Source organism: Pseudohalocynthiibacter sp. F2068, assembly GCF_023015645.1.
GTDB classification, from domain to species: Bacteria; Pseudomonadota; Alphaproteobacteria; order Rhodobacterales; family Rhodobacteraceae; genus Pseudohalocynthiibacter; species Pseudohalocynthiibacter aestuariivivens.
In genome coordinates this window covers 64,748-87,026 of sequence record NZ_JALKAK010000004.1, presented here as the reverse complement: position 1 = coordinate 87,026, position 22,279 = coordinate 64,748, and the positions used below count along the sequence as shown (strand labels likewise).

Annotated in this window: 21 protein-coding genes; 7 read left to right on the top strand and 14 right to left on the bottom strand. The window is 52.8% G+C overall.

Translation table 11 applies throughout. The features are described 5' to 3' along the window. Positions 1–53: 53 nt before the first annotated feature. Both MWU63_RS06540 and MWU63_RS06535 read right to left on the bottom strand, forming a co-directional pair. Entirely contained in the window at positions 54–266 is a 213-nt protein-coding gene (locus tag MWU63_RS06540; RefSeq protein WP_213888629.1) for a hypothetical protein, read from the bottom strand. A 35-nt stretch (positions 267–301) separates the two neighbouring features. Continuing rightward, a complete protein-coding gene (locus MWU63_RS06535) occupies positions 302–619 on the bottom strand; it encodes a TraR/DksA C4-type zinc finger protein (protein WP_213888630.1) in 318 nt (105 codons plus the stop codon). Between the two features lie 118 nt (positions 620–737). Here MWU63_RS06535 and MWU63_RS06530 point away from each other — a divergent pair, with 118 nt between their 5' ends. Then, positions 738–1,163: a TIGR01244 family sulfur transferase gene (locus MWU63_RS06530; RefSeq protein WP_213888737.1), complete on the top strand. Its 426-nt coding sequence runs from the start codon at positions 738–740 to the stop codon at positions 1,161–1,163. A 41-nt stretch (positions 1,164–1,204) separates the two neighbouring features. Here the strand turns inward: MWU63_RS06530 and MWU63_RS06525 are convergent, their stop codons facing one another. The 4 genes from MWU63_RS06525 to MWU63_RS06510 all read right to left on the bottom strand — a co-directional run bounded on the left by MWU63_RS06525 (position 1,205) and on the right by MWU63_RS06510 (position 7,055). After that, a complete protein-coding gene (locus tag MWU63_RS06525) occupies positions 1,205–2,224 on the bottom strand; it encodes a FliM/FliN family flagellar motor switch protein (RefSeq protein WP_247077307.1) in 1,020 nt (339 codons plus the stop codon). Positions 2,225–2,326: 102 nt separating this feature from the next. Then, on the bottom strand, positions 2,327–5,023 hold the full coding sequence (locus tag MWU63_RS06520; RefSeq protein WP_213888632.1) for an ATP-binding protein: 2,697 nt from the start codon (positions 5,021–5,023) through the stop codon (positions 2,327–2,329). A 283-nt stretch (positions 5,024–5,306) separates the two neighbouring features. Continuing rightward, positions 5,307–5,675, bottom strand: coding sequence for a response regulator (locus MWU63_RS06515; RefSeq protein ID WP_213888633.1), 369 nt, complete (start codon positions 5,673–5,675; stop codon positions 5,307–5,309). A 69-nt stretch (positions 5,676–5,744) separates the two neighbouring features. Then, positions 5,745–7,055 (bottom strand): helix-turn-helix transcriptional regulator, encoded by a 1,311-nt coding sequence (locus tag MWU63_RS06510; protein WP_247077305.1) that lies wholly within the window; start codon positions 7,053–7,055, stop codon positions 5,745–5,747. 217 nt (positions 7,056–7,272) lie between these two features. Between MWU63_RS06510 and MWU63_RS06505 the strand changes: the two genes are divergently transcribed. The 6 genes from MWU63_RS06505 to acs all read left to right on the top strand — a co-directional run bounded on the left by MWU63_RS06505 (position 7,273) and on the right by acs (position 14,526). Next, positions 7,273–8,619: a substrate-binding protein gene (locus MWU63_RS06505; RefSeq protein ID WP_213888635.1), complete on the top strand. Its 1,347-nt coding sequence runs from the start codon at positions 7,273–7,275 to the stop codon at positions 8,617–8,619. 123 nt (positions 8,620–8,742) lie between these two features. Then, positions 8,743–9,774 (top strand): branched-chain amino acid ABC transporter permease, encoded by a 1,032-nt coding sequence (locus tag MWU63_RS06500; RefSeq protein ID WP_213888636.1) that lies wholly within the window; start codon positions 8,743–8,745, stop codon positions 9,772–9,774. 3 nt (positions 9,775–9,777) lie between these two features. Further along, positions 9,778–10,986 carry a branched-chain amino acid ABC transporter permease gene (locus MWU63_RS06495; RefSeq protein WP_213888637.1) on the top strand — a complete coding sequence of 403 codons (1,209 nt, stop codon included), beginning with the start codon at positions 9,778–9,780 and terminating at the stop codon, positions 10,984–10,986. Positions 10,987–11,001: 15 nt separating this feature from the next. Continuing rightward, positions 11,002–11,760 (top strand): ABC transporter ATP-binding protein, encoded by a 759-nt coding sequence (locus MWU63_RS06490; protein WP_213888638.1) that lies wholly within the window; start codon positions 11,002–11,004, stop codon positions 11,758–11,760. 9 nt (positions 11,761–11,769) lie between these two features. After that, on the top strand, positions 11,770–12,516 hold the full coding sequence (locus MWU63_RS06485) for an ABC transporter ATP-binding protein (RefSeq protein WP_213888639.1): 747 nt from the start codon (positions 11,770–11,772) through the stop codon (positions 12,514–12,516). 60 nt (positions 12,517–12,576) lie between these two features. Further along, the gene (gene acs, locus MWU63_RS06480; RefSeq protein WP_247077303.1) at positions 12,577–14,526 is read left to right on the top strand and encodes an acetate--CoA ligase; all 1,950 of its coding nucleotides are present in this window, start codon (positions 12,577–12,579) and stop codon (positions 14,524–14,526) included. Between the two features lie 209 nt (positions 14,527–14,735). Here the strand turns inward: acs and MWU63_RS06475 are convergent, their stop codons facing one another. From MWU63_RS06475 to MWU63_RS06440, 8 genes are all read right to left on the bottom strand, one after another. Next, positions 14,736–15,098, bottom strand: coding sequence for a DUF6768 family protein (locus MWU63_RS06475; protein ID WP_213888641.1), 363 nt, complete (start codon positions 15,096–15,098; stop codon positions 14,736–14,738). Then, positions 15,091–15,642, bottom strand: coding sequence for an RNA polymerase sigma factor (locus tag MWU63_RS06470; protein WP_213888642.1), 552 nt, complete (start codon positions 15,640–15,642; stop codon positions 15,091–15,093). The genes MWU63_RS06475 and MWU63_RS06470 overlap by 8 nt, the downstream gene beginning before the upstream one ends. Positions 15,643–15,754: 112 nt before the next feature. Continuing rightward, complete coding sequence (locus MWU63_RS06465; protein WP_213888643.1) at positions 15,755–16,741, bottom strand: ABC transporter substrate-binding protein; 987 nt, start codon at positions 16,739–16,741, stop codon at positions 15,755–15,757. Positions 16,742–16,772: 31 nt separating this feature from the next. Further along, positions 16,773–17,579: an ABC transporter permease gene (locus tag MWU63_RS06460; RefSeq protein ID WP_246531677.1), complete on the bottom strand. Its 807-nt coding sequence runs from the start codon at positions 17,577–17,579 to the stop codon at positions 16,773–16,775. Between the two features lie 35 nt (positions 17,580–17,614). Next, complete coding sequence (locus MWU63_RS06455; protein WP_213888645.1) at positions 17,615–18,538, bottom strand: ABC transporter permease; 924 nt, start codon at positions 18,536–18,538, stop codon at positions 17,615–17,617. Positions 18,539–18,592: 54 nt separating this feature from the next. Then, entirely contained in the window at positions 18,593–19,378 is a 786-nt protein-coding gene (locus MWU63_RS06450; protein ID WP_247077301.1) for an ABC transporter ATP-binding protein, read from the bottom strand. A gap of 73 nt (positions 19,379–19,451) precedes the next feature. Continuing rightward, positions 19,452–20,912: a dihydropyrimidinase gene (gene hydA, locus MWU63_RS06445; protein WP_213888647.1), complete on the bottom strand. Its 1,461-nt coding sequence runs from the start codon at positions 20,910–20,912 to the stop codon at positions 19,452–19,454. A gap of 11 nt (positions 20,913–20,923) precedes the next feature. Beyond that, positions 20,924–22,174 carry a Zn-dependent hydrolase gene (locus tag MWU63_RS06440; protein ID WP_213888648.1) on the bottom strand — a complete coding sequence of 417 codons (1,251 nt, stop codon included), beginning with the start codon at positions 22,172–22,174 and terminating at the stop codon, positions 20,924–20,926. Positions 22,175–22,279: the final 105 nt, after the last annotated feature.

The window sequence follows — 22,279 nt, the reverse complement described above, 5'->3', positions numbered from 1 at the left end:
GACTTTAAAAAATTTGCAAAGCACGGCCTTAAAAAATGCAGCGCACCAAGAGCTTAGAGTGGCATGTTATCAAACAATTCCTCTGCTTCTTCTTCTTCAAGGGCCAGTTCAAAGGCAGCTAAGTCTTCAGGAACGGGTAGTCCCATCGCTTTAAACTCGGCGATTTTTTCGCGCAGTTGCTCTTGTAAAACATGCGCATCCTCTGGTCGCTTCTGAATTTCATCCATCAGCAACAGCGCCGCAGCTTTCAGGTTTTCAAATGACATAATAGCTTCCTCCTAAAATTAATTCACTACTCACACTATACAGCGCAATTTTTACAGAACGGTGTATATGGCAACACATCCAAGCGTGCTGGCAAAATCTCGACGCCGCATTTAACGCAAAATCCATACTCGTCAGCTTCTATTCGTTCCAAAGCAGCCTGTATCATGCGGATTTCCGCCTGACTTGTAACGCCCATAGTTTCAAGCACTTCGTCTTCTTCGCGCTCTACTGAACGGTCTTCCCAATCCTTGGATACGGGCTCATCCAGCTCTTCTTCAATATGGTGGATTCGCTCATCTAACTCCTGCAGACGTTCCAAGAGAGCAGCTTTTCTTTCGGCGATTTTTGTCATCTGTGTTCTCCTTTGATCAGAAGCACTATGGAGCGAGTACACCAGCCCTTCTTTGACGCAGGTCAATAATAACATGACACACTGGTATGGCTACACCACTCATGGTATTGCGCGATTTATGGATATTCGACAAATCACACCCGACTATGCGGTTTCGCCCCAAATCGAAATCAGCGATGTTGCGGAAATCGCAAACGCCGGTTTCACGACGTTGATCTGCAACAGACCAGATGCAGAGATACCACCAACCCTGCACGCCACAAAAATGCGCACCGCAGCCAAAGCTGCCGGGCTGAAATTTGTGGAACTACCCGTTACACACAGCACAATGACGCCAGACCTTATTGCCGCGCAGGCCGCCGCAATAGAAACGTCAGAAGGCCCCGTACTTGCCTATTGCGCCTCAGGCACACGTTCGACAATTGTTTGGGCCCTGTCCAAGGCAGATACGCAGCCTGTCGATGAAATTATCGCAACCGCGGCCGAAGCAGGATATCAGATCGAAGGCGTTCGTCCCCATCTGGCCGCGATTGCAAAAGATTGAGTTAAGAGTCAAACAACCTCTCTCGTCAGATATGACATCGATCAAGGTTTCTCACTCATCACTTTCAATGGCAGTGCTGAACCATCTTCTTGCTGGTTTTCCTCTAAGCCATCGCTCGTTTCAGAGTTATCTTCATTCGCTTCACGGACCTGTGGGGCCGGTGATCCGCTGATGCTGGCCAGATGTGGCGCAACCGCGCCCTTACCCTCGACGCTTAACAGACGAACCGCACGACACCCATGCAACTGACCCAGCTTGGCATTTGCCAGCTCGATTCCGGTATTGGTTTCGAGCGAAACGGAGGAAAGCGCGCTGGCCGGAAGTGTCAGAATGTCCCCAACTTTTAGAGCTTGGACAGAGAACAGCGGTGCCATGTAGCGATGCAGGATCGCGTCAATCTGTGCTTCGCTCGTCATAACCGATGCAGAAAGCGTCTGATGCCAGTGGCGCACTTTGGTTTCACTGTCGTTCCCGACGGTTTTCTCAAACTGGGACGGAAGCGCTATTAAAATCTGACCCCGTTTCGCACCCAGCGCCATATCAATCTCTAGTTGGTAGAAGCGGTAGGATACATTTTTTAGAGCTAGGCCTAACTTACGGACTTCTTCGATACGGGTGCCGAACCGATACCCAAAGAACCATTCCCCCCTTTGCAACGGGTGTAAAAGTTCGTCTGCCGTTTCAAAAACCTTGTTTACGAAACTTTCACACATCAACGCGTCGGTGTGTGTTGCAAGCCGCGGCACCGCAGCCTGGGTGCTGACTTGACCCAGAGTTTGCACCTCGATCAATCCTGCAAGAACCTGCGGATCAATCGCCATGCAACCCTTTGCACAGTCTGGCGCGTCAAGCGTTACAAGCAACGCAGCTTCAGGCAGTTCGTTTAGCAGACGCGGGAGCATCAATTCAGTTTCGCTTTGCAACGTTGCCGCCAAGGCCATGTCAAAACCATTTTGCGCCGCCAGTGCAAAGGCGTGGCACAACTGTGAAGCAGCTATCACCGCTGGCTTTTGCTGGGTGTTTTGCGCAGAAATTGTAATTTTCTGCAAAACAGATTGCATTGGCGCCTCTGAATTGGTCGAAACCCGGTTAACCACGCCTCGACCATGCTGCGCATTGATTTAGAAAGTGTTACTTCTGAAAGCCGAAATCACGATTGTGATTTAGACCACTTGTTTTAAGTTCAAAGAAACACGGAAGGCCGCACCACCCTGCCCCGGAAGATAAGCGATTGTACCACCCAGATTGGTCATGATTTCGCGACAAATTGCCAACCCCAGTCCAGCACCACCCGCCGCCGCATGATCTGAAAGGCGCGAGAATTTCTCAAAAATCAATGATTGGCTTTTGGTTGGAATACCCTGACCATTGTCCACAAAGTCCACTTCGACGCGAGATTCATACTTACGCACTTTTATGGTCAGCTGCGGATCCGGCGCAGCGCAATATTTTCGCGCATTCGCAATCAGATTAATAAAGACCTGACTCAAACGGTCACTATCCGTAACAAGCGTCACCATCTCAGACGCTGTGTCGCGTCGAACCTTCAGAATTTGGGTCGTTTGCGCCTGCGAAGAGGCTGAAACAGCACGTTCTATCACGTCACGCAATCTAACCGGTGCCTCGTTCAACACCACTTGACCGTTCTCCAGAACACTGAGGTCAAGAAGGTCGTCCAGCAGGCGCGTCAGGCGTATCGTTTCATCATGAATGATGGAAGAGTATCGGCGTTGATCGACAGGGGTCATTCCTTCCATGTCGCGTAAAATTTCAGAGAACGCGCGAATAGATGTCATAGGCGTTCGCAATTCATGGCTGATCTGGCTAAGGAAGGCGTCTTTTTGAACCGACAATTCCGTTAGCTTCTCATTTGCTTCCCTAAGCTGGCGCGCAGTGCGGCCAAGCTCTGCCGACTTCGCTTCAAGCTGACTGGAATATTCTAGTATCTGAGCAGTCTCATCGGCCACGGCAAGCAGATCCTCAACAGAGACACGCGCACTGCCCGTTATCTGGCCAATCATCGCATGGGCCGTCGCAGCCCCGACAGATCCGGCCAGTTCTCGTTCCAGCAACTCTAGAAAATCAGGGGATGTATCAGGCAAAAACCCGACCTTACCCTGTGCTTGCGCTTCATGCTGGAAAAGCCGTTGGGCCTGCTCTGGCCCAAGGATGCGCTGCGACATCACCAGCAGATCTTCGGATTCCACACCACTTTTTGTCCAACCACGTGGGCCGGTGCTGTGCTCAAAGATATTCACGAACTGAACACCCTGAAGCCGTTCAAGAGGTGTCGGAAAACTTAGCAACGACCCGAGGCAAAAGACCAGGGTGTTCAAAACCATGCTCCAGATCAATGCATGAACAACCGGATCCAGTCCAGCGATCCCGAACAAGGCCTGCGGTCGCAACCAGCCAAGCCCCCATGGTCCGGATAGCATGACGGTTTCGGGCAAAATATTAGCCCCGCCAATCGACGGTAAGAAGAGTGTGTAACCCCAAACGATAAATCCAACGATAAGCCCGCCTGCGGCACCGACACGTGTTGCCCTTCGCCAGAAAATACCACCAAGCATCGCAGGTAATACCTGAACAACGCCCGTGAATGAGATCAGGCCAATGGCCGCAAGCGCAGTGCCACCGCCAGAGTAGCGAAAATATGCGTAGCCCAGCGCCAGTACTGCCCCGATTGATATACGCCGCGCCATCAGGACGACCTGGCGCACGTCACCAGATACAGTCGCCCCTGTCGTTGTTGCCGCCAGCCATATTGGCATCACTATGTGGTTTGACACCATTGTGGAAAGCGCGATCGCCGCCACGATGACCATAGATGTTGCCGATGAAAATCCACCCAGAAAGCTAAGCAGCGCCAGCCCATCCTGCCCCTGTGACAAAGGAAGGGTCAAAACAAACAAGTCCGGGTTTGAACCTGCAGGCATCAGGTCGAGACCAACCACCGCGATCGGCACAACAAACAGGCTCATCAAAAGCAGATAGAGTGGAAAGGCCCAACTGGCTGTCAGAACATTTCTCTCGTCGGTATTTTCGACCACCATCACCTGAAACATTCGGGGCAAACATAAAAATGCGGCCGCCGAGAGAAAGATTAGCCCGGCCCAACGCCCGGGGCGAAGTTCCCAGTTTGCTATCGGGGATGCGTCGATACGCGCCAAAATATCTGATGGCCCACTCGCAACGCCCCAGACGACAAAGATGCCAACTGCTAGAAGTGCTACCAGTTTTACAATCGCTTCAAAGGCGATGGCAGTAACCACCCCATGATGCCGTTCGTTTGCGTCTAGGTTACGCGTGCCAAACAGAACAGTAAAAAGCGCCAAACCCGCCGCGACCCAGAGCGCCGTCGCATTAAGGTCTGGCAAATCCCAACCTGACGAAACTCTTTCCGGTGCACGATCAGCGAACACGGCGAATGATAATGTCACAGACTGAAGCTGAAGCGCGATGTACGGTGTCGTGCCAACAACTGCGAGCAAGGTTACGAGCACACCCAGCAAATTCGATTTTCCATAGCGTGATGAAATCAGGTCAGCGATTGAGGTGATGCGCTGCGTTTTTCCGATGCGAACGAGTTTTCGTACAATCCACAACCAACCGACCATGACCAACGTGGGACCGAGATAGATCGTTACAAACTCAAGCCCGGATCGAGCTGCATTTCCGACAGCGCCATAGAACGTCCATGCTGTGCAGTAAATCGACAAGCTGAGCGTGTAGACGATTGGTGATTGTAGCCACCCAAGTTTGCCGAGGGCCGCGCGCCTGTCCGCGAAAAATGCAATTACAAACAAAAGCACCACGTAAGCGAGGCAAACAACAATCAGCATATTGAAGCCGACCATCAGGGCGCGTCCCCTTGTTCCTGGTCCAGTTCCTTTTGTTCTTTTAAAAGATTCTGCTCCTTTAAAAGGCGCGAAAACATTGCTGAAAGCAGCACAAGCCCAAACCAGACCCCAAACAAATACAAAATGGCCGATGACGTCGATGCTGGCTCGGCTTCTGAGTTCCGGAGTAACGGCAGAATTACAAGCAAAACCCCCAGCAAAGGTAACAGATGCGCTGCATCCATTACGCGCCTGCGCCGATAGCTTTGGTTTGCCAAAAACAGCGGCTGTCGCCGATCACTCATGGTCCTGCAAGCTCGCGAACACAATTAAGAACGTCGGAGTTCGCAAAGGGTTTTGTCATAAATCTGCTTGCGCCATAATGTTCTGCCAGTTCACGATCTTTGGTTTGACCTCGGGCTGTGAGCATCAGGACAGGCAAGGCCTCGGTTTCTTCTGCTGAACGCAACTCCTGCAATATGTCAAAGCCACTCCTGTTAGGAAGCATCACGTCAAGAATAACAACGTCTGGTTTTATCTTTTGAATCGCAGACATTGCCGTTGCACCGTCAGAATGGGTTTCAACACGCCAGCCGTCCCGCGACAGGATAAACCTTACGGCCTCAATAATATTTGGTTCATCCTCTATCAGAAGGACTGTCTTGCCCATCTGCTCCCCCCTTTTGACCGCCTTCCCTAAACGGCTGCCCGCCAACTATCAGCAAGAAATTACCTTAAGTCAAAACCCATCCGATAAAATTGATGGTTCTCGTCGTGCGACACACTCTATTTTTGGGCAAATCCGGCAGCTTGTTCCAACAGACCGAACTGTGTTGATGCCGGTCTCCGCCAACAAATCGATTGGCAGGACAAGCATTTGCACTTCGTAGACGGCGACCCCGTCAAACCCGTCCGGGTAGCGTGGTTGCGACAATGCGTAGGTCAAAAACTGACGCGGGTTGCGGCCAACTTGTTCAACAATCGTACGTATTGGCGCCATCGGTTGCGCCAATGCCCCATAAAGAGGCCAAAGCGCGCATACAGCCCCAAACCGAGGCACATCAAACCCGGTAGTGGGTTTACGAAAGGTCAATGTTCCCGATGCGTCGCAGGCAACACGCCCAATCCTGAGGTGCTCCGCTTTGGACGGAAGGGTCGCCAATCTCCGAAAGACAATATCAAGCCCAACACCGAAATACGTTGCGAGCCGGGCCGGATCGTAATGCATCTCTGCAGCTGCGGCCTGAAACGACGCGAGAGGCAGGGCGTCCGCGTCTGCGCGATAGGTTTGCAAATATGCTAGTATCAACGCGCGTGCGGAGAGCGTTAGCTTAACGTCGTCTTCTATCAATTGCTCGGGTGACTGCGTCTTTGCGCCTTCTAGTTCTGCAACATGATAATCGCGACCTTCCAGCCAGACTTCCAGTTCCTCCTGTGGCGAGGTCAGTTCGCGTTCTGCATCGCCGGCTGCATCAAGGTAGGTTACCAAACCTTCCACACTTTCTGCCAAACGCAATGCGTCTTCGTGAATATTCGTCTGAAAACGTCTTTGCCAGCTCGGTTCAATTTCACCCGGCTCTGCAAGAATAGAGGATGTAGACCGAATTGCCGTTACGGTGGAAAGCACCTCGTGCAAAGAAGCCGATAAGAATGGATCGTGTGTTAAACGGTCAGATAATGTTTCAACCGTTCTCTCTAGCTCTTTGACTCTGCGATGGCCTGCAACCAATAATGTGGCCCACCCGGGGAATCTGCCGGCAAACTCTTCAACCCGATCAAGTTCAACAGGTGGGGTAGATTGATCCGAGGCCGCGTCTCGTAGATCAACCATCATCGTAGCTTCAGCCCCCTCAGATAAGCTCGACACGTCGACTTTCAACACCCTCGCCAAATCCACCAGCAATTTACCTGCGATTCTGCGGCGGTTGTGTTCAATCAAATTAAGATAGGACGGCGAAATCCCAACTTCATTGGCCAATTCCGACTGCTTCAAACCCAAATCCAGACGCCTGCCCCTGATCCGGCTACCCGTCAATGTACGGTTCGACATGGAAATCTCCGTTTAAAACAATAGGTTTCTGCATCTGCGAGTTAAGAAATTTACAAAATCTTCTATCACGCTGTCTATATCTTTACAAAATTATTGTTTCGATAAAAGCAGTTGTTGCGAAATTTTCATACCCTGAGCGATACTGCACCCAGCCTGTAAAAGGCCCGCACCAGTGCAGAGGAGGCATTGGTGCACTGTATCAACGGGAGAAATTTATATGTCCTATTCGAAACCGACACGTCGCGGCTTGTTGAAAACCGGGGCCATCGCTGGCGCTGGTCTTGCTATGCCAACAATCTTTACGGCGTCGTCAGCACATGCTTTCACTAACGAACCAACTGGCGGCAGCGTCACGCTTGGTTTTAACGTTCCACAATCCGGCCCCTACGCAGACGAAGGTGCAGACGAATTGCGCGCTTACGAGCTTGCAGTTGAGCACCTGAATGGTGGTGGTGACGGCGGCATGATGCCGACGTTCTCGTCTCAAGTGCTCGATGGCACCGGTATTTTGGGTAAAAAAGTCGAGTACGTAACTGGCGACACCCAAACCAAATCAGACGCCGCGCGTGCATCTGCCCGCTCGATGATCGAAAAAGATGGCGCAATCATGATCACCGGTGGTTCATCCTCCGGCGTTGCGATTGCTGTCCAAGGTCTCTGCCAAGAGGCAGGCGTTATCTTTATGGCTGGCCTGACCCACTCTAACGACACAACGGGCAAAGATAAAAAAGCCAACGGTTTCCGACACTTCTTCAACGGCTATATGTCTGGTGCAGCGCTCGCACCAGTGCTTGCAGCTCGTTACGGCACCGACCGGACAGCATACCACCTGACTGCAGATTACACTTGGGGTTGGACACAGGAAGAATCGATCGCTGCCGCGACCGAGGCACTCGGCTGGTCAACCGTAGACAAAGTGCGCACACCGCTTGCAGCAACGGACTTCTCGTCCTACATCGCACCGGTTCTGAACTCCGGCGCTGACGTATTGGTGCTGAACCACTATGGCGGTAACATGGTGAACTCGCTGACCAACGCGGTTCAGTTTGGCCTGCGTGACAAGCAAGTGAACGGCAAGAACTTCGAAATCGTCGTTCCGCTCTATTCACGCCTGATGGCTCGTGGTGCTGGTGAAAACGTTAAGGGCATTCTTGGCTCGACGAACTGGCACTGGTCACTTCAGGATGAAGGCTCCAAAGCTTTCGTTCGCTCGTTTGGTCAGAAATATGGCTTCCCGCCATCACAGGCCGCGCACACAGTATACTGTCAGACCCTGCTTTATGCAGACGCAGTTACGCGCGCCGGATCGTTCAACCCATGTGCGGTTGGCGAAGCTCTCGAAGGCTACGAGTTCGACGGTCTTGGCAACGGTCCAACTCTTTATCGTGCAGATGACCACCAGTGCTTCAAAGACGTGCTTGTGGTGCAGGGTAAAGAGAACCCGGAAAACGAATTCGACCTTCTCGAAGTTGTTGAAGTTACTCCGGCAGCTCAGGTTACATATCCAGCAGATCACCCAATGTTTGCGGGTGGCAACCTGGGTGAATGTAACCCAGGCGCATAAGCCTAAAAAATCGCCGGTCGCGCGTTTTGCGCGGCCGGATCTTGCTGACAGGCCCTTCCGCGGGCCTTTCATTGCAACGTTGATCCAAAGGATCAGGCAACCAAAAGAACTGGGTGGCATACGATGGACGCGCTCCTTCTACAAATTCTCAATGGTCTGGACAAAGGCAGTGCATACGCGCTGATCGCGTTGGGCCTTACTCTCATCTTCGGCACGCTAGGTGTTGTGAACTTTGCCCACGGGGCCTTGTTTATGATTGGTGCGTTCTGTGCAGTGACACTGCAAAAGATCCTGAGCCTGAGCTCGACGACACTTGATCCGACAAAAACCGATTTCCTTGGCAACCCGGCCAAGATCGAAACACCCTATGTCGAATCCTGGTTTGGGCCAGAGATCGGCGCCGCCCTGATCGACTGGTCGGTTCCTCTTGGCATTTTGTTTGCCATTCCGATCATGATCAGCATCGGCTTTATCATGGAACGTGGCCTGATCAAGCATTTCTACAAGCGCCCACACGCTGATCAGATTCTTGTAACCTTTGGTCTTGCCATTGTGCTGCAGGAAGTCATCAAGCATTTTTATGGCGCCAACCCGATCCCAACCCCCGCCCCCGACGCGTTTCGCGGATCATTCGACTTTGGGTCAATGCTTGGGTTTGACCCAAACGTGATCATTTACCCCTACTGGCGGTTGGTCTACTTCTTCTTCTCCGTCTTGATCATTGGTGGCGTCTTTGCCTTCCTGCAATTCACCACCTTCGGTATGGTCGTTCGCGCGGGCATGGCTGATCGCGAAACCGTTGGTCTGCTTGGTATCAACATCGACAAACGCTTCACAATCATGTTTGGTATCGCCGCTGCAGTGGCTGGACTAGCCGGTGTTATGTACACACCCATCAACTCGCCCAACTATCACATGGGCATGGACTTTCTGGTCCTGAGCTTCGTCGTCGTTGTTGTTGGCGGCATGGGTTCTCTTCCAGGCGCAGTGCTCGCGGGCTTTATGCTGGGTATTCTCGAAAGCTTTGCTTCGATGAACCAAATCAAAGCCATTTTCCCTGGTATCGACCAGATCATCATTTATCTGGTTGCCATTCTCATCCTACTCACACGCCCACGCGGGCTAATGGGTCGTAAAGGCGTGATGGAGGATTAATTCATGCTAGGTCTAGAAAATAAAGACACAAAGTTCCTGTTGGTCGTTGTGGCGCTGACTCTGTGCACGCCGATCATCCTTCAACCCTTTCCGGAAGGCTCGTCGCTGGCGCAGTTCAACGCTGGCTATCCAGACTTGATGCAACGTTTCGCTATCTTTGGTATCTTTGCCATTGGTTTTAACATCCTCTTCGGCCTGACTGGTTACCTTTCGTTTGGCCACGCAGCCTTTCTGGGTGTCGGCTCTTACTCGACCGTCTGGATGTTCAAGTTGCTGTCCTACAATGTTCTGCCGGGGCTTGTCCTTGCGGTTATCACTTCGGGCATCTTTGCGCTGTTCATCGGGTATATCTCTCTGCGTCGCTCGGGTATTTATTTCTCGATCCTAACGCTGGCATTCGCGCAAATGAGCTTTAACCTTGCCTATTCAGTGTTGACACCAATCACCAATGGCGAAACTGGACTTCAGGTTTACACTGATGATCCACAGTACCTGATGGGTGAAGGCGCGCTGACGACAACCCATGTTTTCGGTCTGGCAATGAACAAATCACTCATTGTGCCGATTGGGGGGTGGGAGTTTAACTTTAACGTTGGCTATTATTTCTGCGCGATCATCGCCATCCTTGCCTTTTACCTCAGCCTGCGCATTTTCCGGTCACCTTTTGGGCTGATGCTGCGTGCTGTGAAATCAAACCAACAGCGTATGAACTATACAGGGCTTAACTCGCGTCCCTATACACTGGCCGCGTTTGTGATCTCAGGTATGTATGCTGGTCTTGCTGGCGGCTTGCTCGCCTCAATGGATCCGCTTGCTGGAGCCGAGCGTATGCAGTGGACTGCGAGTGGAGAAGTCGTGATCATGACCATCCTTGGTGGTGCGGGTACATTGATGGGTCCGGTACTTGGTGCTGGTTTCATTAAGTACTTTGAGAACATCTTTTCCAAGATCAATGACAACGTGCTGCATGGCTGGTTCAGTTTCTTGCCTGACGGTATTGAAGATTTCTTCATCAATATTGTTAACCCCTTCTTCGGCGAAGGCTGGCATCTGACACTTGGTCTGCTGTTCATGTGTGTCGTGATCTTCCTGCCAGGTGGTCTGATGGAAGGTGGACAACGGATTTTGAACCTCCTTAAACGTAAATCCAAAGACACCGCTGATGACGACTCTGCACACCACCCGAAACAATCGCCTCACGTGGCCGAATAAGAAGGATACGAAACAATGGGTATTCTCGAAATCAAAGGTGTCGGCAAACGCTTTGGCGGTCTGCAAGCGCTCGGAGATGTTAACCTCAGCGTAGAGGAAAATTCTGTACACGCGATCATCGGGCCTAATGGTGCCGGCAAATCAACCTTGCTCAATTGCCTGATCGGTAAGCTGATCCCGGATACCGGCAGCGTCATGTTCGACGGGCAGTCCGTTCTGGGCCGCGCACCACATGAGATCAACCAAATGGGCATTTCAAGGGTGTTCCAAACACCCGAGATCTTCGGTGACCTCACAGTTTTCGAAAATATGTTGATCCCCTGTTTTGCAAAACGCGATGGTGCATATCGGCTTCATGCCTTTGAGACCATCCCGGCAGAAAAAGAAATCGTCGAAAAAGCAGAAGCAATGCTCGAAGACGTAAACATGCAGGACAAGATCCACATGCATGCCGCATCGTTGTCACGCGGCGACAAAAGGCGCCTGGAAATGGCGATGTGTCTGGTACAGGAACCAAAACTTCTTCTGCTTGACGAACCAACCGCAGGTATGGCGCGTGCTGATACCAACAACACCATCGATCTTTTGAAAGAGATCAATGCCAAGCGCGATATTACCATGGCGATCATCGAGCACGACATGCATGTGGTATTCTCACTTGCAGAACGGATCACAGTCCTTGCACAGGGAACACCGCTTGTCGAAGACACGCCGGAAAACATCAAAGGGCACCCCAAGGTTATGGAAGCATACCTTGGCCAAACCCAACAATAGGAGGCGACAATGAACGCACTTCCAAAAAACGCCAATCATGCGTCAACCGCCCCCGCTTATTTTTCGGTCTGGGATCTGCACGCTTACTACGGCGAAAGCTATATCGTGCAAGGCGTCAGCTTTAACGTGCACGAAGGTGAAATCCTTGCCCTTCTGGGACGCAACGGTGCCGGCAAAACCTCAACGCTGCGCGCAATTGCACGGCTCGACAACCCTTCACTGACGCATGGTGAAATCTGGCTGGACCACGAACGTCTGCATACCATGAAATCACATGAGGCGGCGGTTGCAGGTATGGCGCTTGTCCCTGAAGATCGTCGTATTATCGCCGGACTTACGGTCGAGGAAAATCTGCAGCTTGCACAAATCGTTGAACCTGTCGGCTGGTCACTTGAGCGGATTTACGACCTCTTTCCCCGTATGGGTGAACGTCGCAAACAAGAAGGCGTAACCCTGTCAGGCGGGGAACAGCAAATGCTTGCAATCGCGCGAGCACTGGCCCGCGACATCAAAGTTCTGTTGCTTGATGAACCATACGAGGGTCTGGCCCCGGTGATTGTCGACGAGATCGAGAAAACACTCAATGTCATCAAAGAGCAGGGAATTACGACCGTGATCGTTGAACAAAATGCGATCCGTGCACTTAATCTGGCTGATCGCTCTGTTATCCTTGATACAGGCACCGTCGTATTTGACGGTACCGCAAAAGAGGTGCTTGATAACGCCGAATTGCGGGCCGAGTATCTGGCCATCTGATTACAGACACGGACAGATTTGTTCTGTCCGCGTACCCTTGCAAGAGAGTTTTTCATAATCATGACCGACAAAACCTATCCACCCACCGCCGAATTCGCTGCCAACGCCCATGTTGATCAAGCTAAATACCGGGAAATGTATGCCGCCTCGATCTCTGATCCCGATGGTTTCTGGCGCCAGCATGGACAACGGATCGACTGGATCAAACCCTATACATCGGTCAAGGAGACCAACTACGCCTATGGCGAAGTTGACATCAAATGGTTCTCGGACGGTACTCTGAATGTCTCGGCCAACTGTATCGACAGACATCTTGCAACCCGGGGCGACCAAACAGCAATCATCTGGGAACCCGATAACCCAGACGAGCAAGCGCTCCACATCACTTACAAAGAACTGTACTCCAACACATGTCGCATGGCCAATGTGCTGAAAGACCTGGGTGTTACCAGGGGCGATCGTGTCGTGCTCTACATGCCGATGATTCCAGAGGCGGCATATGCGATGCTGGCCTGTACGCGTATCGGTGCGATCCACTCGATCGTCTTCGCGGGTTTCAGCCCGGACGCGTTGGCAAACAGAATCAATGATTCAGAGGCTAAAGTCGTTATCACCGCGGACGAGGCCCCGCGCGGCGGGCGCAATACAGCTCTGAAATCCAACACAGACGCAGCCTTGCTGCATTGCTCGGACAAAGTCAAAAACCTTGTTGTAAAACGTACCGGTGGACAAACGACATGGAAAGAAGGCCGCGACTACGACTATAACCTTCTCGCTGCGGCCGCCTCTCCAGATTGCGAACCTGAAGAGATGAATGCCGAAGATCCGCTGTTCATCCTCTATACCTCTGGCTCTACGGGCAAACCCAAAGGCGTTGTACATACGTCCGGCGGCTACCTGGTTTACGCGTCGATGACACAAGAATACGTTTTTGATTACCACCAAGGCGATGTCTTCTGGTGCACAGCAGATGTCGGCTGGGTTACGGGTCACAGCTATATTGTCTACGGTCCCCTCGCGAACGGCGCGACAACAGTTATGTTCGAAGGGGTGCCAACCTATCCTGATGCATCCCGCTTTTGGCAGGTTTGCGAAAAGCATAAGGTTAACCAATTCTATACCGCACCCACGGCGATCCGTGCTTTGATGGCACATGGCAATGAGCCGGTTGAAAAATGCGATTTGTCAGATCTCAAAGTTCTTGGCACAGTCGGCGAGCCAATCAATCCCGAAGCCTGGAACTGGTACAATGACGTTGTCGGCAAAGGGAATTGCCCAATTGTGGACACCTGGTGGCAAACCGAAACCGGGGGTCATTTACTTACCCCACTCCCCGGCGCAACCACCACAAAACCTGGCTCTGCCACCCTACCCTTCTTCGGGATAGAGCCTGTCATTCTTGAACCGACAAGTGGTGCTGAGATTAATGAAACCGAAGCTGAAGGCGTGCTTTGCATCAAAGACAGCTGGCCTGGACAGATGCGCACCGTCTATGGCGATCACGAGCGTTTCCAGCAAACCTATTTCTCTGACTACAAAGGTTACTACTTTACCGGTGACGGATGTCGCCGCGACGCAGATGGTTACTACTGGATCACGGGGCGCGTTGACGACGTAATAAATGTCTCAGGCCACCGAATGGGTACAGCAGAAGTCGAAAGCGCCCTCGTTGCACACGCAAACGTCGCGGAATCTGCGGTTGTGGGATATCCCCACGACATCAAAGGTCAGGGCATCTACGCCTATGTAACTCTGATGAATGGCGTTGAACCAACCGAGGAATTGCGTAAAGAACTGGAAAAATGGGTTCGCACTGAGATTGGGCCGATCGCCAAACCCGATCTCATTCAATGGGCACCCGGCCTTCCAAAAACCCGCTCCGGGAAAATAATGCGCCGGATTCTACGCAAAATTGCTGAAAACGATTTTGGTGCACTTGGAGATACATCGACACTCGCCGATCCTTCCGTCGTGGATGAGTTGATCGAAAACCGTATGAACAGAAGCTAACATTACTCTTTCTTTATTCTCTAAATATCCCCGCCGGAGGCTTGAAAGTTGAAAAATCTTATCTAAGATTTTTTGCCTCCGGCGGGGATATTTTAGGGAAAAAGAAAGTTATTTGGTTAAATCTTGACCGGCGGTACAGGCGGGGACGCCGATGGCCGTGGATGAAGAAAGCACCTCGTCGCGTCTATGCCGGCGAGGTGCAAATTCATCTAACTTCTGTGACTGGCCAGTATTAATTCCAACCGTTTCATTTCCCTCAAAACACGATCCGCCTGCATCTTTGGCATCAAACTTAGTTTAAGTTGAGTTGCCATCAGGATAAGAACTGCACCTGATAACCCCCACTTTACTGCTGACAAAAGTTCGGTTGTGTTGAAGAAATATATGGCGCACCAGACTCCTGCTAAAAACAGGATGGCCTGCGTGATCATAATGACCCATGTAACCCAGCCGAGTTTGCCGCTGAACTGGCTCAATCCCAGTTGAAACCAACCCTGCTCTGACGTGGCCTCAATGATCTCGCGATCTTCTTCGCGCAATGCCTCTTCGATCAGTTCATCAAGTCTACTCATCACATGCTCCTTTCAAAGCGTCTTTCAGTTTTGCTCTCGCGTGCATCAGCCGTGTTTTCACGGTACCGCGAGGTATATCCAATGCGATGGCCACCTCGGCCACACTCATATCTTCCAGGTAAAACAGGGCAATGGTCGCTGCCTGATCAGGGGGTAAACTTGACATTGCTTTGCGCACTGCGCGTGCATCTGAAGCTGCTTCACCAACGTCCGGCATACTAGTTTCTGTTTCGACAGAAACTGCTGCCGATAATGCCCGCCGCGCAACATTCCCTTTAACAAATCGCGCAGCCCGCCGGGTTACAATTCTTGTCGCCCAGGCTGCGAAGGCGCGCGCTTCTCGCAGCCCGTGCAGACCACGCAGGATTTCAATCCAGGCTTCTTGTACGATATCACGTGCGTCGTCAGCACGACCCGACAGGCGCATCGCGTGAGCCAGCAACCTTGGACCACGAAGCCTTACCAACTGATCCAGCGCGCGGGAGTCACCCGCCTGCGCGCGCAGCACAAGCAACTCTTCCAAACTCCGCTCGGCCTGTTTCATCTGCTTCAACCCACCATGCTTCTGTATATAAGGTGGCACGCCAGGCCCAATCGGTTCAAAAGAAAAGGCGCGGCCGAAGCCGCGCCTGCTTTGATTTTAAATTTGGCCAGGGCTATTTCAGTGCTGCATCCGTGATTGCGTGAGTCCATGCACCTTCAGGTGCTGCAGAGATAACCGGGTCAGACCCGCCGGCCAACAGCGTTGCGACCGTGCGATCATAAGCTGCAATATCAAGCGCACCGTCAGAACCCGCTGTAAGCTTGGCGATTTCGCCCATCATACGGCGTTGGTGCTTTTCAGTTTGTGCACCGGTTTCATCGTTTTCGAGCACAATGTCTGCTGCTGCATCCGGGTTTTCCTCGGCCCATTTCCAACCGCGCATAGAGGCACGTACAAACCGCACAAGCTGATCTTGAAAAGCTTCGTCCGTCAACCTGTCTTCCAGAACATAAAGACCATCTTCCAGTGTCGCCACGCCCTGATCTTCGTATTTGAAGGTCACTAGGTCATCAGCGCCAAGGCCCGCATCAATGATCTGCCAGTATTCATTGTAGGTCATGGTTGAAACGCAGTCTGCCTGCCCTTGCAGGATCGGATCAACGTTAAAGCCTTGCTTCAGCACGGTCACGCCGTCACCGCCATCTGTCGACAGACCAAGCGTTCCCATCCAGCTGAGGAACGGGTATTCGTTGCCATAGAACCAGACGCCCAATGTCCGACCGGCAAAATCTGCGGGCGTTTCAACACCCGAATCTTTACGGCAGGTCAGCATCATCCCGGACGATGCAAAGGGTTGCGCAATGTTGACCAGCGGCAAGCCTTGTTCACGTGCGGCAAGTGCTGATGGCATCCAGTCGATCACCACGTCAGCGCCACCGCCCGCAATAACCTGAGCAGGTGCAACATCCGGGCCACCCGGCAGGATGGTTAAGTTCAGGTCTTCTTCTTCGTAAAAGCCGTTTTCAAGCGCTACGTAGTAGCCAGCGAATTGTGCTTGCGTTACCCATTTCAACTGCAGCGTCAGATCATCTGCCGCTTCAGCCATACCGGCCCCAAACGCCATCGCGCCCGCCAGTGCAGTTGTCAGCATTTTCTTCATTTCAGTCTCCCATGTTGAATTTATTGTTGATTCAGCTTCGTTGTGAGGGGTGCCAGAAGGTGACCCCTTTTTCTATCATTGCGACCACCCCATAAAACGCCGATCCGGCGAGCGCTGCAACGGTGATCTCTGCCCAGACCATATCAAGCGACAGGCGGCCGACCTCTGTTGAAATGCGAAATCCCATTCCGCGAATGGGCGAGCCAAAAAATTCCGCCACGATTGCACCGATAAGCGCTAATGTTGTCGAAATCTTCAACCCATTGAAAATAAACGGCATTGCCGCAGGAAGGCGTAGTTTCAGCAAGGTCTGCGGATAACTAGCGCCATAAGTGCGCATCAGATCACGCTGCATATGATCGCTTGCCGCGAGCCCCTGCACGGTATTCACCAGCATCGGGAAAAACACCATCACAACAACAACGGCAGCCTTCGAGTGCCAGTCAAACCCGAACCACATCACAAGGATGGGTGCTGTCCCGATAATCGGCAGCGCCGCGATAAAGTTGCCAACCGGCAGTAACCCGCGCTGCAAAAATGGCGATCTGTCGATCATGACAGCCGTCAGGAAGGCGGCACCGCAGCCGATAATGTACCCGCTCAATGCGCCTTTGACGAATGTCTGAACAAAATCGACCCAAAGAATATCAAGCGAACTCGCAAACCGAGCGGCGATTGCTGTTGGCGGAGGAAGGATTACATTTGGCACCTGAAGCCCACGCACCAACCCTTCCCAGACGACGAGCAAAGTGATCCCAAAAACTGCGGGTACAAACAGTTTGACTAATCGCGTTCCTCGCAGAGGCGAATTTGCCAGCCAGAAATTTATCCAGGTCATGACGGCCCAAAAAGCCAAAGATCCGATCACCCAACTCATGGCTTCATCCCCATACGGCGCAGGGTTCCCCGCTGCAGCGCCCCAATAAGGCCGACCAGCGCGGCAGCCAGAACCGCAGCCCCGATAAGCGCGGCCCAGATTTGCAGCGTTTGCCCATAGTAGCTACCGGTCAACATACGCCCGCCAAGACCCCGGATCGGGCTTGCAGAAAGCTCTGCCACGATGGCACCAACCAGAGAGGCGGCTATGCCGATTTTCAGCGATGTAAAGAAATAGGGCATCGAAGACGGAAGGCGCAATTTCCAGAAAGTCGCCGCGCCGCTGGCGCTATAAGTGCGCATAAGATCAAGCTGCATCGCGTCTGGGGCGCGCAGACCTTTGACCATACCGACAACCACGGGAAAGAAACTAAGGTAGGCCGCGATCACCGCTTTCGGCAGCAAGCCCTTCATGAATGCGGGTTGCGTTCCAAACAGGGCTTCAGCAGTATCTTTGCCCAGAAAATCGGTCGCACCAATTGTGTTCATCACAACAACCAGCATGGGTGCGATTGCCAAAATAGGGATCGTCTGACTTGCAATGGCCCAGGGCATCACGCTCATATCCATTGCGCGGGAATAAACGATCCCCACTGCAAGCAACACACCAAGGCCGGTGCCAAAGATGAAGCCAAGCAATGTCGCGCTGAGTGTTATCCAACCGTGAAAAACCAAACTGCGTTTTGAAGTGATATTTTTCTCAACCGTCGTCTGCCAAAGCTCGGTGACCACCTGATGCGGTGCAGGCAGCACTGGCCGTTCTTGCGCCAATGTATCAGTAACAATTTCGGAAAGGCTAAGTTCAACACCTGCGCGTTCGGCCTGATCCAGCGCCCATTTGCTATTCATCCAGATGGCGCCTGCGTACCAGATTGCCATCAATGCCGCGACAACGGTGAGGATAGGGATAATCGACCTCATGCGCACATCTTTCGAATTAACAAAATCATGCAAGCATTAGTATTTATTTGTTTATCAAGCATCGTCACCATGCCCCGCACGAAGCCCCTCACGTACCCGATGCGCGATATCAATGAATTCCTGCGTATCGCGAATATCCAGACTACGGTCTTTTGGTAGCGTGCTCTCTATAATATCAGTGATCCGCCCGGGACGCGGGCTCATGACAACAATCTTTGTTGAGAGGTAGACCGCTTCGGGGATTGAGTGGGTAACAAAACCAATGGTCTTTTCCGTACGTGCCCAAAGTTCCAGTAACTGTTCGTTAAGATGGTCCCGTACAATTTCATCCAATGCCCCAAAGGGCTCATCCATCAGAAGAATATCAGCGTCAAACGCCAGCGCCCGTGCAATGCTCGCGCGCTGCTGCATTCCGCCAGAAAGCTGCCAGGGGAATTTTTTACCAAATTCTTTTAGATCAACAAGTTCAAGAACCTTATTAACGTGCTCTGCCATCTCAGCCTTGCTGAACCCCATGATCTCGAGCGGTAGTTTTATGTTGCCCGCAATCGTGCGCCACGGGTAAAGGCCTGCGGCCTGAAATACATAGCCATAGGCGCGGTTACGGCGTGCCTCGTCCGCGGACATGCCGTTTACGGTAATGGAGCCGTTGCTTGGCTCTTCAAGCGCCGCCATTGCCCGAAGGAACGTGGTTTTCCCACACCCGGACGGGCCGATGAAACTGACAAAATCACCCTTGTTGATGGTCAGGTTCACATCCTTCAGTGCGTGAACCGGCCCATCATTGGTCTGAAACGTCAAATCCAGATTGTTTGCTTCGATTACAACGTCTTGATCCAAGACATCCCCCTGTCAATCGCCCCGTTCTGGGGTCCCTGTGTCGTTACGAGCCCACATAGTGGACTCGCTACTATCAAATCCCTGCCGGTATGTTCAGCGGATCACGCTCAATCTTGCGTGGAGAGTTCAGTGCTTTCCACTGGCTAAGTGCGGTGTGCGCAGACGGGAACGCAGGGCGCGGCACGAACCGGCCTCTTCCCGGTTGCGGCTGGCTGTTTTGCCCCCAGGCCCAGATCACTTCACCCCGACTTAGGGTATAGCGGCTTTGGGCGCTCACGTTGAAACCCTCGAATACGTTGTAGTCGAGCACGGAATGGTGGTTCGCAGGCGAAATGGTTTTAGATATTTTTGGGTCCCATACCACGATATCGGCATCGGCGCCTTCGACAATCGCACCTTTTTTCGGATATATATTCAATATCTTGGCGACGTTTGTTGAAGTGGCTGCGACAAATTCATTTGGCGTAAGCCGCCCGGTTTCGACGCCTTCGGTCCAGAGCACGGCCAGCCGTTCCTCAAGCCCGTTCGAGCCATTCGGAATGATCCGGAAATCATCGCGGCCCGCGCGTTTCTGTTCGGTGTTAAACGCCGCGTGGTCCGTTGCAACAACCTGCAGGCTGCCCGCCTGAAGCCCGGCCCAAAGGCTGTCCTGATGGTCCTTGCTGCGGAACGGCGGTGACATGACACGCCGCGCGGCATGATCCCAGTCTTTGTTGAAATACTCAGACTCATCCAGAGTCAGGAACTGGATCAGTGGCTCACCATAAACCCGCATGCCTTTTTGCCGCGCACGGCGGATTGCCTCATGCGTCTGTTCACAACTCACATGTACGATGTAAAGCGGCACACCTGCTGTATCGGCAATGGTGATCGCGCGGTTCGCGGCCTCGCCTTCCAGTTCGGGTGGGCGTGAATAGGCGTGGCCCTCTGGCCCCGTGATGCCCTGATCAAAATACTTCTGCTGAAGCTCTGCCACCAGGTCACCGTTTTCGGCGTGGACCATCGGCAGCGCACCAAGCTCGGCGCAGCGCTTGAAGCTCGCGAACATCTCGTCGTCTTCAATCATCAACGCGCCCTTGTAGGCCATGAAGTGTTTGAAGGAGTTGACACCCATCTTCACCGCGTCTTCCATCTCGGTGAACACATTCTCATCCCAGCCTGTGATCGCCATGTGATAGCCAATGTCAGAGCAGATTTGCGGCGCGGATTTGCGGTGCCATTCGTTGATTGCGTTCTTGATAGAGCCGTCAGCCCCCGGCAGGCAGAAATCAACCACCATCGTGGTGCCACCTGCTGCGGCGGCCCATGTGCCGGATTCAAAGGTTTCCGCCGCCGTTGTTCCCATAAATGGCATTTCAAGGTGAGTGTGCGGATCAATCCCACCGGGGATGACATAGGCGCCTTCGGCGTCGATGTATTCATCGCCCTTCAAATCCTCGCCAATCTGCTTGATCACCTCGCCCTCGATCAGGACATCGGCCTTCCATGTACGGTCTGCAGTGCAGACGGTGCCGTTTTTGATGACTTTGGTCATTGATCTTCTCCCTATTCCACAATTCCCGCCGTTTCGACCACCGCGTGCATCAGCACATCTGCCCCGGCTGTGGCCCATTCCCTGGAGATCTCCTCGGCCTCGTTATGGCTTAGCCCGTCAACACAGGGGCACATGACCATTGCGGTTGGGGCGACGCGGTTGATCCAACAGGCGTCGTGCCCGGCACCTGAAATGATGTTGCGGTGGGAATAGCCCAGCCGTTCAGCGGCATTCCGCACGGCAGTTACACAAGTTTCGTCAAAGGTGACCGGATCAAACCCGCCAACCTTTTCAAACTCAACCCCCAGACCCATTTCATCGCAAATCGCCTGCGCGCCAGTTTTTAGCCGGGCTTCCATATCTTCGATCACTGCCAGATCGGGCGAGCGGAAATCAACAGTGAACACCACCTTGCCCGGAATCACGTTGCGCGAGTTCGGATAAACATCAATATGGCCCGCCGCACCCACAGCATCGGGTGCGTGGCTAAGCGCGATCTGATTGACCAGTTCCAGCACATGGGCAAGGCCAAGCCCCGCATCCTTGCGCATCGGCATGGGGGTAGAGCCTGTGTGGCTGTCCTTGCCGGTGATTGTCACTTGCGTCCAGCTCAGGCCCTGACCGTGGGTCACAACGCCAATGTCTTTGCCTTCTATCTCAAGAATCGGGCCCTGTTCGATGTGAAGTTCAAAGAAGGCATGCATTTTGCGCGCGCCAACCTCTTCATCACCCCGCCAGCCGATGCGTTTCAGCTCGTCCCCAAATTTCTTACCTTCGGCGTCTTCACGGTCATAAGCCCAGTCCTGCGTGTGCATCCCAGCAAATACGCCTGACGCTAACATTGCGGGGGCATAACGTGTGCCTTCTTCGTTCGTCCAGTTGGTCACAACGATGGGATGTTTGGTCTTGATCCCAAGGTCGTTCAGCGTGCGCAGGATTTCGAGCCCGCCAAGAACCCCAAGCACACCATCATATTTACCACCCGTCGGTTGGGTGTCGAGGTGCGAGCCGACATAGACCGGCAGCGCCTCAGGGTCTGTTCCTTCACGCCGGGCGAACATGTTGCCCATGGTGTCGAGCCCCATCGTGCAACCCGCCGCTTCGCACCAGGTTTGGAACAGTGCACGGCCTTCGCCGTCTTCATCCGTCAGGGTCTGGCGGTTATTGCCACCCGCAATGCCGGGGCCGATTTTGGCCATTTCCATCAAAGAGTCCCAAAGGCGTTCGCCATTGATTTTCAGGTTCTCACCGGGTGCAGCCATTCTCTCTCTCCCTAGGTCGTGTCAGGTGCCGGGCCTTCTGCCTCTTGCATTTTTTTACATCCTGACCGTATGGTCAAGATAACACGACCACAACCTGACCAACCG